We start from the raw sequence: 12,872 nt of genomic DNA, 5'->3' as shown, positions 1-12,872 counted from the left end.
AGGAGGGAATGATGAGCGTTAATACAATTTCTCCTCAAGAACTGAACAAGCTCCTGGAATCGGGGCACTGCGATCTGATCGACGTGCGAACTCCCGCTGAATACGAGGAAGTCCACGCCACCAAAGCAGTTAATAAACCACTTGATCGCCTCGCTCCTAAGGAAGTGATGGAAGCTCGCAATGGTTCGGCCGACAAGCCTCTTTATGTGATCTGCAAGTCCGGCAACCGCGCCGGCAAGGCCTGCGAGAAGTTTGTCGCCGCAGGGTATGAGAACGTCGTCAACGTCTCCGGCGGCACCGATGCCTGGGCCTCGGCTGGACTGCCGGTCGTGCGTGGCAAGAAGACGATCTCCCTGGAACGCCAGGTACGAATTGCAGCAGGCTTCCTCGTCCTGGTAGGGGCGCTACTTGGCATATTCGTCCACCCTTACTTCGCCGGTCTCTCGGCGTTTGTTGGTGCAGGACTAATGTTCGCCGGCATTACCGATACCTGTGGCATGGCGATGCTGCTGGCCAAGATGCCATGGAACCAGGGCGCTAGTTGCTCGAGGTAATACGGGGGTTTGGGCAGCGAAGTTGTAACCGATACGAGTAGTTCCACCCATCACTCGTGCGACACGCTTCGCTGCCTTCCCCTCATTATTTCACTACTTCATGCCATAACACCAAATTGTGCCGTGCTGACGTAGGTACAGCTTGCCATTGGCCAAGGCCGGATAGGCCCATTCTTTGCCAGTTCCTTCCGGCTGGTCCGGCAGCGTGAATTCGCTGATCATGTCTAACTTCTCAGGCGTCGCTGCAACCATCATGACCTTGCCATCTTCCGTGTGCAGATACAGACGCCCGTCGGCAAAAAGAATGGATGCCGCCGCACTGATGCGTTCCTGCCACGCGATTTTGCCAGTTAAAAAATTGACGCACATGAGCGTCGAGTTGCTACAGCCGTAAAGGTAATCACCTACTTTGACCGCCCCGCCAATCGCCGTGGGGAGCTTTGGATCAAAATACAATTCTTCGGACAAGACGCCCAGTTGCTGAGCAACCAACCGAACGGCACCGCCGCCTGCTCGTGAACCGCCGCTATAGACGACTTCGCCGTCAATAACCGGCGTGGGCATGTTGGCGATCCCTTTGGTGCGTGTGTAAGACCAGAGAAACGTTCCGTCCTCGGCACTGACCCCGGCAAGGCCATTGGCCATGAAGGCAACGTACTGCGGCTTTCCTGCCGCGGTTATCTTCTGGACCGAAGCATAAGCCGCCGCACCCATCTCAGGCGTCTTGGCCTCCCATATCGTTTTGCCGGTCATTTTATCGACCGCTACGATTCCCACCTCCGGGCCACCTGGCGTGACAATCACCTTATTTCCATCGACCAGCGGTGACTCGGAATAGGCCCAAGTACCTGGCTTGCCATCGTATTCGCTACGAACATTCTTCTGCCAAACGACTTCTCCGCTCTTGGCCTTCAGGCAAACCAGGTCGCCGTCGGAACCTAACACGTAGGCCATCTCGCCATCGATGGTCGGCGTGCTACGTGCAGCCGGGTAGCTTGGCTTCTGATCGGGATTGCCAACTTTTCCGATTCGGGTTGCCCAAAGCGTCTGTCCATTGGTCGCATCCAGTGCTTTCACCAATTCATTGTCCAAGCCTTGGTTGACTATCAGGTAAATCACGCCATCGACAATCGATACCGCGCCGTACCCGTCTCCCAAATCGTTGATTTGCCATACAATCGGCGGGCCGGCTTCTGGCCATTTGGCACTTAAAGCTGTTTCGCTGGAAACACCATCGCGATTTGGACCTTGCCATTGCGGCCAGTCTTCGGCATGAAGGCCAGTGCACAAGATTGCCAACAAGGTGGTACTAAGCAAAAATCGATACGAAGCGGACATCGGCTGCTTTCCCTGGTTAAGACTCTACGAGAATAGACCAACGCAGATTATTCTAACGGTCTCTCTCTGGTAATCTCAATCATTACCAGGTCTCCCTTAGTTGCAGAGGACCGCCTGGCAACCTAGGGTGATGAATAGTTGTTTCCACCGCGAAGACGGATCCCATCTTTTCCCCAACCTTTGCATGACGCACTCACCACCACTTATTATCGGCGCTGGTCCAGTCGGCATGGCTGCCGCTGCGTTCCTGTCGCGCCATGGGATGACCCCTCGGATTGTGGACAAGCGTGCCGAGCCTTCCAAAAACTCGAAGGCACTTGCCGTTAATCCACGCACGCTGGAACTATTTGAGGCCTCAGGGATTACCGACAAGCTGTTGGCCTTGGGGCGCAAGATTCATGGAACGACCATTCATCGCAATGGCCGCATCGTCGCCGAGGTCAACTTCGAAGAACTCGAACATCGCTTCCCGTTTATGCTGGCCCTTTCCCAAGCCGCAACCGAACGCGTCCTGCGAGAAGATCTTGCCGAGCGAGGAATCGAGATCGAGCGTCAACTCGAACTGGTCGATTCCCCCAAACTAGCCGAGGGAAAAGCAGAATTAGTCCATGTCGAAACTCAAGCCAACGAGTCGGTAACGGCACCGTGGATTCTCGCGTCCGATGGAGCACACAGCCTGGCCCGCAAGTCGGTGCACGTACCGTTCCCTGGTGACACTTATGATCGAGCCTGGGTACTCGACGATATCCCGTTGGCGACCGACTTCGCACCGGATCGAGCTCATATCAAGCTGCAAGACGATGGCTTTCTCTTCTTATTGCCGGTCTTCACTGGAGAGGAAAAGCCTGGCGAGCCAACGCTTTGGCGTGTCCTGGGCAACTACCCAGAACCACTCGCCCAGTTGACGGAGTGCACTCCGATTGGTGAGTCGCAATGGAACTCGTCTTTTCATATTGCCCATCGGCTGGTCGAGGCCATGAATGTGGGAAAAGTCTACTTCGCCGGCGATGCCGCGCACCTTCACTCACCCGTGGGCGCACGCGGGATGAATCTGGGAATTGAAGATGCCTGGGTGTTTGCTGAACTGGTTAAACGAAACGAGCTTTCCCTCTACCATCAACAACGATGGCCGGTCGACAACGCGATCGTGCAGCGCATTCGTACCATGACCGGCTTTGTGAAGGGAGAGTCATTCATCAAGCGAATGCTGCGTAACTTCCTCGCCCCCAAGATGCTCCACTGGAAAAGCGTCCGAGAAACAATGCTTAAAACAGTAAGCGGGCTGGATCACCCAGTCCCGCTATTTAGCACCGAATCGGAAGAACCGCCCACCGAAGAGAAACCGCGTTCACGAAGACGGGACCGGGATCGATAACGCATCCCAACTAGTAAGAAACCACCGGTTACTCGTTGCAAGCTATTCGGCTGGCAAGCACATACATGCCGAACTCATTTTCACGTCGGCATCCTTCCAGGCTACCTCGAATTCAGCTTGGACCTTAGCGGCCTCGTCGAGCTTCCCCTGCATTTGCAGGCTGCGTGCCAAGTCGTACAAAGCCCACCCATTATGTGGATGGATACGCAGATCGCTTTGCAAAACGGCCTCGGCCTCTGGGTACCGCTTGGCATCCATTAGGGTCGCAGCCAAAGCATGGCGTACCGGCTGGATCCAGTCAGGCGGTTCCGTGTATCGCAGTGAGTCTTCCAGTTCGACCGCTTTGGTCAAGCTTGCAACGGCTTCGTCGGTCTTGCCTTCGCGGTAGAGGATCTCTCCTTCGAGCATATGATCGGCGATATCCAACACGACTGAGGCCGGGTTCTGAGCAAAGAACGCCTCTTCTGGAATCGCCCTCTTTAGTTCGCGAAACGTCACTTGCTCTTGGCGAGCCTGGCCTGACTGCTTCTTGGCAGCGTATGCAACTCCCCGGGCAAAATGCCGCATCGCTCGGCAAATCGGAAAGTGCTCGGCCGGTTCGGGTTCTTCCAGAATCGCGTCCCAACGGCCGAAACGAATGTGCATCTCGTAGGGCATACTATGCATGCCATCGACGAACGGCGCATTGGCTGTTACCCAACTCTCAGGCATCTCTTCGAGCATCAGGTTGATTTGATCGGTAGCGACCTTCTCTTGGCCAATCATCATCGCGGCAAACGCCAACATATGACGATTGTGGGCCATGTAGATTCGGAAAAAGTCCTGTTCGGGAGACTGCTGTTTATAGGCCGTGTCGGCAGTGATGGCTTTTTCATTGGCCGCAATCGCTTTCCGCCAGGCTCCTAAACGGACGTCAATATGACTCGGCATATGGACCATGTGCCCCAACCCAGGCTGCAAATTGCGAAGTCGATCGGCTTCGTCGGCTGCTTTAGCCACTTCACCCGAGGCTTCGAGCGTGTGAATGTACAGATGCAACGCCAAGGGATGTTCAGGGGACTTTTTAAGAACGGCCTCCAGCGTCTGAATGACTTCTCGGGTATCTGGATTGGCTACCCCAGCTTTCTGCCACAGATCCCAGGGCCAAAGATCCATCAAGCTCTCCGCGAAAAGTGCTCCCACGTCTGGCTCGTCAGGATACTTCTCCCAAAGCTTGCGCATCGCATCAGCATAGGCTTGGTCCAGGGGCTTGCGGTCTTCTGGCGGCGTCTGGGTATATCGCTGCTCAAGCGCTGCGATCAGTCCCTGCTCTAGCGGCGAACCATTACTTGCCAACTGTTTCGCTTTCTGCAAGGCCTCCCAGGCGAGGGGAGCATGCTTTTCGTCTAACAGCGGGTAGTTGATGTTGGGACCGTTCGCCAGCGAGATAGCCCACCAAGGAGCGGGGCAATTGGGATCGAGCCGGGCAGCCTCATGAAAGCTACGGATCGCTTCGTCGTGGTTAAAGCCGTACATAAACGCCAGGCCCTGGTTGAAATAGGCCTGGGCCTGAGGGTTGTTGCTGGAAATCCCCCAGCGATGCTCGCCCAAACCGGAAAACAAAGGGACTTCAGCACTTGCGAAAGAACAGGCCGTCAACCATACCGCTACAGCCAACACCATGATTGTGGACGGCGAACAGCAAACCTTCATCGATTCGATCCCCCGAGATAGTTTTGCCCCTTGAGCGTTTTGACTGATTTGCCTACTTCACAGGTGATCGTAGACGCTTTAAGTTTAGCGAAAGTGGCCGTTGAGTAAGAGTTTTCAGCGGCGGAAATGTTCGGGCTGAGTTTAGACTTCGCTGATTCCCAGCGGTAGCACTTACGAAAGGTGGGCAAAAATTGATCTCCCTCGCTAGTGCTATCGGCACCTTATTTGCAAAGTTTAAAAAACAGGCCTCGGCAAGTCTTTTTTGCTACATTTCTATGCAGGTCACGCTGCTTTTGCGCGCAGACGATGCCCTTTTTGGGGTCATTTTCTAGGGATTTTGCGTCTTATAGTGATGCGGCACGGTAATTGCTATCACTCCGCACCATGCTTTCGCAGGGATCGCGAAACAAAAGATCGTAAGGGAATTTCAACAACGAAAAGCGTGGAGCGGATCCCTGATGGGGCTCGCCGTTCGCGCTAGGCTTTGGAGGTCACACACTAGTGAGTACGGTATCGAAAGGTAAGGCGGGTTCCAACGGAACAACTACCACAGGCAACGGTAGCGGGTACGCTGGCGGGTCGGCGCGAATGGCAGCCATCGCGGCGGTTACCAACTACAAGCCCTCCGCTCCAGCCATGAACTTCTTGGAGACACCTACCCAAGAGCTGTTCTGCGCGAATGTCTTCAGCAAATCGGTCATGAAGGACCGTCTTCCCAAGCCAATCTTCAAGACGCTGATGAAGACGATCGAAACGGGCGAGAAGCTCGACACGACCGTCGCCGACTACGTTGCCTCGGCAATGAAAGACTGGGCCATCGAAAAGGGTGCAACCCACTACGCCCACGTCTTCTATCCGCTGACTGGTTTCACTGCTGAAAAGCACGATAGCTTCCTGAGCCCAGATGGCAGCGGCAGTGCCATCGCCGAATTCAGCGGCTCCCAGTTGATCCAGGGCGAACCGGACGGCTCCAGCTTTCCATCGGGCGGTATTCGCCAAACGTTTGAAGCACGTGGTTACACCGCTTGGGACGTTACCAGTCCTGCTTACATCATGGAAAACCCGAACGGAACTACGCTGTGTATCCCCACCGCGTTCGTTTCGTGGACGGGTGAAGCTCTCGATAAGAAGACCCCGGTTCTGCGCTCGATGCAGGCTTTGAACAAGCAAGCTCAGCGTATCCTGGCTCTCTTCGGTCACACCGATGGTGCCATGGTCAGCTCGACCGCCGGTCCTGAACAGGAATACTTCCTGGTCGATCGCAACTTCTTCTTCGCTCGCCCCGACCTTTTGAACGCAGGTCGCACCTTGTTTGGTGCCAAGCCACCAAAGGGGCAGGAATTTGACGACCACTACTTCGGTGCGATTCCAGATCGCGTTCTGGCATTCATGCTGGAAACCGAACGTGAACTGTTCAAGCTGGGTATCCCAGTCAAGACTCGTCACAACGAAGTAGCTCCAGGCCAGTACGAAATCGCTCCGATGTTCGAGTTTGCCAACGTCGCAACCGACCATCAGCAGCTGATCATGATCACGCTGAAGCGAGTCGCCGAGAAGTACGGCATGGCTTGCTTGACGCACGAAAAGCCTTTCGCTGGCGTCAACGGTAGCGGTAAGCACGTCAACTGGTCGATGGGTAGCTCTTCGCAGGGCAACTTGCTGGATCCAGGCGACACGCCACACGAAAACGCTCAGTTCCTGGTCTTCTGTGCCGCCGTTATTCGTGCCGTACACAAGTTCCAAGGCCTGCTGCGTGCCGTGGTTGCTTCGGCTTCCAACGATCACCGCTTGGGTGCCAACGAAGCTCCTCCGGCCATCATCTCGATCTTCTTGGGCGACCAGCTGACGGACGTCTTCGAACAGATCAAGGGTGGCGGTGCCAGCAGTTCGATTCCTAGGGGTACGCTGGAAATCGGTGCCGACGTTCTACCGCCATTGCCGAAAGACGCTGGCGACCGCAACCGAACCAGCCCGTTCGCGTTTACCGGGAACCGTTTCGAGTTCCGTGCTGTCGGTTCTAACCAGTCGATCGCCGGTCCGCTCGTCGCGATGAACACCATCGTTGCCGAATCGCTTGACTACTGTGCGACCAAGCTGGAAGAAGCAACCGGTGGCGACCCATCGAAACTGAACGCTGCCCTGACCAAGCTCATGGGCGACATCATGAACGAGTACGGTAGCATCATCTTCAATGGCGACGGCTACTCGGAAGAATGGCACCAAGAAGCTGAAAAGCGTGGCCTTCTGAACCTGAAGACCACCGCCGAAGCTCTTCCCTACCTGGAAAAGCCGGAAGTCAAAGAACTGTTCACCAAGTACAACGTGCTTTCCGAACGCGAATTGGAAAGCCGTCTGGAAATCTACCTGGAACAGTACTGCAAGTCGGTCGCGGTCGAAACCAATCTGACCATCGAAATGGCTCGCACGATGATCTTCCCAGCTGCGGTCCGCTACCAGAACGAACTTGCTTCGACATGTGCGAACCTGCTTGCCCTCGGCTACGAGTTCGACAAGGATACCCTGGACAAGATGACCTCGCTGGTCAAGTCGCTCCAGGACAGCATCTCGACGCTCGTTTCCCTTTCGGCTAAGGCTGAAGGCATCGAATGCTGGCACAAGAAGTCGGATTGCTACTGCAAGGAAGTCTTGCCGGCAATGAACGAAGTTCGTAAGTACGCTGACGAACTGGAAGACTACGTGGCCGACGACCTGTGGCCGCTACCAACCTACCAGGAAATGCTCTTCATCCGCTAAGCGGTTGATTGCATTCGCTAATTCAATCTTTTCCTAAAAAGCGGGCCAAGACTTTACATCTTGGCCCGCTTTTTTTACCCCCACAATATTATGGCATGGCTCCCTCTTGAATGCCCTGCCTCATCGCTACGCCCCCCCTAATCCAATGCCACCTCCCCACTGGCACTCAAAATACCCATTTGCCTGCTTCGGGTTCACGCCATTTTTCCCCAACGCGGTGTAATCTGACCTACGTTCCTGCATACGTTTTGTCGTTCGTAGGGGCATCAACTGTGAACACTGTATCTTCCAAACCGAAGCCATATGTCATTGCTTTTGCCGCCTGGCTTGCAGCAGTGGTATTTGTGTTCGTTTCCCTTGGCGTCTACGCAGGCACACAAGGCCCCCGTTCGCTGCCTCCCAGCCAATGGCCGACGAGTTCTAACCTCGAGCGAACGATCGACTCTCATACTTTGCTGGTCTTTCTACATCCTGGCTGCCCATGCAGCCGGGCAACGCTCGACAACCTGCTGCCAATCAGTACCACTCCCTCCCTGTCGATCGTTCTAGTATGCATGGGAGACGAGTTCCATCCCGGCGAGAATGCGAACGACTTTGCCTCGTGCCGCCAGCAGTTGAACGAATGGAAGACGCGAAACAACGTTTCCCTGCACTTCGATACCAAAGACGAGGAAGCTCATCGCTTTCAAGCCAAGACCAGCGGCCACTGCATGCTGTTCAATGCCCAGGGGAAGCTCAAGTTCAGCGGAGGAGTTACCTCTAGCCGAGGCCATCAAGGCGCAAGCGCTGGACTAGCAAGCCTTGAAGCCGCATTGAATGGCAGCCCTGAGTACGAGACCTATCCCGTGTTTGGTTGTCCGCTGCACTCGAAACCTCATAACTCATCGTCAAACGATATCGCACCAACGCCCAAGCGTTTGCTACCTGCCTGCTGTAAAGGAAATTGCCGTGCTTAAGAAGATCCTGTTTCCGCAATACCTTGGGCTTGATCAGGAAGAGCGTTCTCTCTTGCGACTTGAGGAGCAAAAGGCAGATGCCCACACGAATCGCTTGTTCGCAGGGCTCATGCTGCTCCAAGCGATCATCGCACTTGGAATGGCGATTTTCCTTACGCCACAAACGTGGGCTGGAACGCAGTCCAGTGTCCATATGCATGTCTGGGCCTCTGCGATTCTTGGATTCTTGCTGGGCGCAATCCCTGCTTACCTGGGCTGGTATCACGGCGAAAACCCTCTGACGCGTTATGTCATGGCTGTTTCTCAAGCAGGCTTTTCCGCGTTATTTATCCATATCAGTGGCGGTCGCACGGAAGTTCACTTCCATGTTTTTGCTTCCTTGGCATTTCTATCACTTTATCGCGATCCACTTGTTTTGCTTTCAGCCACATTATTCACGGCCGTTGACCACCTGGTACGCGCCGTGCTATGGCCGCACTCGATCTTTGGACTTGCCGATCCGGCTTTGGCTCTGGCTCTCGAACACGCTGCATGGGTGGTCATTGAAGACGCGGTTCTGCTGGTGGGAATTTATTCTTCCTTGAGAACGTCGAACGCACGAGTTCGCGAACAGATCGCGAACCGCCGTCAACATACGGTATTGCGTGAGGCGATCGACCAACTCCGACCGGTGTTCGATCGTGCCGCCCACGGCGATTTGACGGTCGAGATACCAAACGTCCAAGATGGGCTGGTGCAGTCTCTGCGTACGGATCTCAGTCGAACAATCGATTCGTGGAATCGCGTGATTGCTACGTTCAGTCGCAGTGTGGAGGGGGTCGCAGCCAGCTCTGGCCATTTGCATGGCAGCGCATCCACGCTGTCCTCTGGAATCCAGAACCAAGGTCAATCACTCGACGCGATCTTACAAGAAGTGTCTGTCCTGAATCAGTCGATCCACTCGATCCGCGAGAACGTGGCACGTACCGAAGCCGTTACCATCAGCGCCAGTGAGATTGCCCAACTGGGTGAAGCCTGCCTGACGGAATCGGAAAACTCGATGAAGACGATCGAGCAGAGTGCGGATCTGATGATCGCTACGATTGGGACGATCCAGGAACTGGCCAAGCAGACGAACTTGCTGGCATTGAATGCCTCGATTGAAGCGGCACGCTCTGGCGAAGCAGGTCGCGGTTTCGCGGTCGTCGCACAACAGGTCAAAGAGCTCGCTTGTAGCTGCGACGAAAATATCACGAAAGTGACCCAGCTCGTCCAACAGACTCGCGAACACATCCAAGTCGGCGTCGAAAAAAGCAGCCGCACCGCCGGCCAGTTCAAAGAGGTTTGCTCCGCCGTTCAATCGATCAATACTGAAACGAACGAGATCGCTAAGCTGACGGCGTCCCAGTCCGATTCGGCCCAACGATTGCAGGCCCAAGTCGCCAGCCTGCAGGCAATTCAGCAGACTACTGAACAGAACGGACAGCAACTTTCCAACGAAGGAGACAACCTCGCCATTCTGGCCAAGGAACTTCGTAATTGCGTCCATCAGTTCCAGTTTCTGGAGCATGACAAACCGCTGGAAAACTCGATGGCGACCTAAACCAGGCGAGTGTCAAATCGAACGAAAAACGACTTTTGCTTGTTGTTGACGGTGGGTTTCCTATACTGCACGTTTGATGGCATTGTGCAGTTACCCTCCTCATCATCAGGCTCGTCTTATGCAACATGACGTCACTAGCCTCGGGTTCGTCAAAACGTACGTCTATCCAGCACTCGCTCTCTTCTTAGTTCCACTGGCTTGTCTTGTATTCTACGAATACGTCCAGTCGAGCTACGATCAAGAGTTTCTTGACGCCGCGATCGCTGAAATCAATGCGGACGCAACGCTAACCCCCGAGGAGAAAGCGCAGAGCATCGAGGGTGCCCGGAACCTTCCCCTTTCATGGCTATTAGTCATTGACGACCCCGAAGTTGCCGTCTGGCGAGCGCAACTTCCGACGGAATACCTCTACTACAATCTGTCTCTCATTTGGGCGATTCGCATCTCTTGGTTCTGCATTCTGGCCGGCATCGGGGCGTTCATGCTGACAGGATTCATGGTCATTCTTTCACTTGGATCTCAATGGATGCAGTATTACAGCTTGCTCCTGGGCTGGTATACGTTGCGAATATTCTGCACGCTGGAAGTGATTGCCCAGGCCCTGCTCGTCTTCTCACTGTCCTTCTGGATCCCGGCCTTCTTCTTCAATATTTTCATCGTCAAATTGCTGTTCATCATCGGCTTCATTGGAATTTGTGCGGTCGGTGCGGTGATCGCTGCGATCTTCAAGAAGGTCGACAATGACTTTGTGATTGAAGGGGAAGAAATCACCCGCGAGATGGCACCGGCACTGTGGTACGACCTGGAGCGACTGAGCAACTCGATGGAAACGGCTCCGCCAGACCATGTCATCGCAGGTATCGACGACAACTTCTTCGTCACCCAGATGCCGGTTCAAGTTGCCGGGCATGAAGATCAAGAGCCACGCACCATCACGGGCCGAACACTCTTTGTCAGTCTTTCGCTGCTGAAGAAATTACCCCACCAGGAAGCAGACGCCGTGCTGCTGCACGAGTTGGCCCACTTCAGCGGAAACGACACCACCTACACGCAAAAGATCGCTCCTCTGTTGTCGCGATACGGCCATTATCTGCAAGGGCTTTATGACGGAGGCATTTCGCGACCGGTCTTCTACTTTGCTGTCATGTTTCGGGCGCTGTACGAGTTATCGCTGGGCAAACTGAGCCGACAGCGCGAGTTCAGGGCGGATCGCCTTGCCTCCGAGAAGACTTCCCCCGAGTCGATGGCACATGCCCTGCTTCGCATTACGGCCTATTCTCAATATCGCCACGAACTAGAGCAGGAGTTCTTCGAGGCCGAAGAAGCCCATGAGCAAGTGAATCTCTCGCAGCGTATCGACGGAGGCTTCCAAAACTTTGCCACCGCGTTCGTCGACAAGCGAGACGTCGGCCAACTGGCAACAGCACATCCCTTCGACTCGCACCCACCTCTTCAACAACGATTGGAAGCCCTCGGTTTTCGTGCATCTGCCGACGCGATGCGGGACGCGCTGTACGACGATTCGCTTGGCCCCTGGTTCGAGAAGATTGACGGGGCCGAAACGTTAGAGCGTGCTCAGTGGAACCAATACGAAGAACGCTTCCGCCAATTCCACGAGCAAATCCTGGCCTATCGCTATATCCCATCGAATGAGACAGAGCAGGAACTTGTGGAGAAGTTCTTCCCCCCTGTCGAGCGAACTGCCGCCAAAGACCGCGCGGTCCGTTTTGACTTCGAGAAAGTTGTCTACGAAGACTGGGACCAGCCCTTGTACTATCGCGAGATCGAAGGGATCACCCTCGAAACGGAATGGGGAACGCGGCTTGATATCGTGGTGAAGCGTGACGGCAAGAGCAAGACCCTCAAGCTGCCAGTGAGCAAGAAGCAAAATGAACAGCAAGAATTGATCGGGACCATGGAGCAGTATTATGGTCGGGCCGCTACGGCAATCGCTTACCAGGCAAGCCTGGCGCAGATAGACAATCCTTCTCCCGATGAATCGCTGAGCAACGAGACCTTTTCGATCGAATGAGCCTTTGACGCTCGCCCGACCTCGTTAACACTCTCACTCTTTTCCCACACACAAGGATTCAATCTGGAACGTCATCTGAGCGAGAGCGATTGAGTGCCCCTTGGCATTCGCGTCGCCAGCTCGCGGCGATATTCGATCGGATAGATAGCTCGCTCCGCCATCTCCGGATCGTAGGTTGTCCACGTCTCGCGGTATTGGCCAGCAATCACATTGCGAAGCATTTCCGCATCGAACCAGCGGGCTACATAGACTCGCTGGTTCCAGACTCGCCGTGGAACCTGACCCGGCGAGCGCAACAGACGCCAGGCCACCACTTGATAACGAGCATCAACGTGGCTCCACTGATAGAAGATTACCTGATCGAGAACAGGATGCCCCGATGAATCGTAAACGTGATTCACCTCGACGAGATCAACCTGGTCCAAGATCGCAGGATCGGAAGGAACAAGGCCTAACCAGGCACAGGCTAACAACAGGGGGACCATGACAAAGCCTCAAATCGATGTGAGTGTCTGCTTCACTTCCCCCTAGCACTTTAATTCTTCGTCTCTGCCATCCTTAAATCAATTGTTGGTGGTTCATGCGGCGC

General features: G+C 54.8%; 9 protein-coding genes. 6 read left to right on the top strand and 3 right to left on the bottom strand.

Annotation, left to right across the window (positions count from 1 at the left end):
• The first annotated feature begins 8 nt into the window (after nt 1-8).
• Nucleotides 9-554 carry a rhodanese-like domain-containing protein gene (locus C5Y96_RS02290; protein ID WP_199188619.1) on the top strand — a complete coding sequence of 182 codons (546 nt, stop codon included), beginning with the start codon at nt 9-11 and terminating at the stop codon, nt 552-554.
• A gap of 93 nt (nt 555-647) precedes the next feature.
• Here the strand turns inward: C5Y96_RS02290 and C5Y96_RS02285 are convergent, their stop codons facing one another.
• Nucleotides 648-1,892 carry a PQQ-binding-like beta-propeller repeat protein gene (locus tag C5Y96_RS02285; RefSeq protein WP_105349931.1) on the bottom strand — a complete coding sequence of 415 codons (1,245 nt, stop codon included), beginning with the start codon at nt 1,890-1,892 and terminating at the stop codon, nt 648-650.
• A gap of 184 nt (nt 1,893-2,076) precedes the next feature.
• On the opposite strand from C5Y96_RS02285, the gene C5Y96_RS02280 reads away from it, so the two are divergent.
• The gene (locus tag C5Y96_RS02280) at nt 2,077-3,267 is read left to right on the top strand and encodes an FAD-dependent oxidoreductase (RefSeq protein WP_158261051.1); all 1,191 of its coding nucleotides are present in this window, start codon (nt 2,077-2,079) and stop codon (nt 3,265-3,267) included.
• Nucleotides 3,268-3,309: 42 nt separating this feature from the next.
• On the opposite strand, the gene C5Y96_RS02275 is transcribed toward C5Y96_RS02280, so the two are convergent.
• Nucleotides 3,310-4,959 carry a tetratricopeptide repeat protein gene (locus C5Y96_RS02275; protein ID WP_114322154.1) on the bottom strand — a complete coding sequence of 550 codons (1,650 nt, stop codon included), beginning with the start codon at nt 4,957-4,959 and terminating at the stop codon, nt 3,310-3,312.
• Nucleotides 4,960-5,547: 588 nt separating this feature from the next.
• Here C5Y96_RS02275 and C5Y96_RS02270 point away from each other — a divergent pair.
• From C5Y96_RS02270 to C5Y96_RS02260, 4 genes are all read left to right on the top strand, one after another.
• The gene (locus tag C5Y96_RS02270) at nt 5,548-7,713 is read left to right on the top strand and encodes a glutamine synthetase III (RefSeq protein ID WP_105349928.1); all 2,166 of its coding nucleotides are present in this window, start codon (nt 5,548-5,550) and stop codon (nt 7,711-7,713) included.
• A gap of 272 nt (nt 7,714-7,985) precedes the next feature.
• Nucleotides 7,986-8,669 (top strand): hypothetical protein, encoded by a 684-nt coding sequence (locus C5Y96_RS27215; RefSeq protein WP_158261050.1) that lies wholly within the window; start codon nt 7,986-7,988, stop codon nt 8,667-8,669.
• On the top strand, nt 8,662-10,251 hold the full coding sequence (locus tag C5Y96_RS02265; RefSeq protein WP_158261049.1) for a methyl-accepting chemotaxis protein: 1,590 nt from the start codon (nt 8,662-8,664) through the stop codon (nt 10,249-10,251). Before C5Y96_RS27215 ends, C5Y96_RS02265 begins: the two co-directional genes overlap by 8 nt.
• A gap of 118 nt (nt 10,252-10,369) precedes the next feature.
• Entirely contained in the window at nt 10,370-12,283 is a 1,914-nt protein-coding gene (locus C5Y96_RS02260) for a M48 family metallopeptidase (protein ID WP_158261048.1), read from the top strand.
• Nucleotides 12,284-12,354: 71 nt separating this feature from the next.
• Here the strand turns inward: C5Y96_RS02260 and C5Y96_RS02255 are convergent, their stop codons facing one another.
• The gene (locus C5Y96_RS02255) at nt 12,355-12,768 is read right to left on the bottom strand and encodes a hypothetical protein (protein ID WP_105349925.1); all 414 of its coding nucleotides are present in this window, start codon (nt 12,766-12,768) and stop codon (nt 12,355-12,357) included.
• Nucleotides 12,769-12,872: the final 104 nt, after the last annotated feature.

Origin of the sequence: Blastopirellula marina (assembly GCF_002967715.1) — a bacterium.
Classification (GTDB): Bacteria; Planctomycetota; Planctomycetia; order Pirellulales; family Pirellulaceae; genus Bremerella; species Bremerella marina_B.
This window is presented reverse-complemented; position numbering and strand designations above follow the sequence as displayed.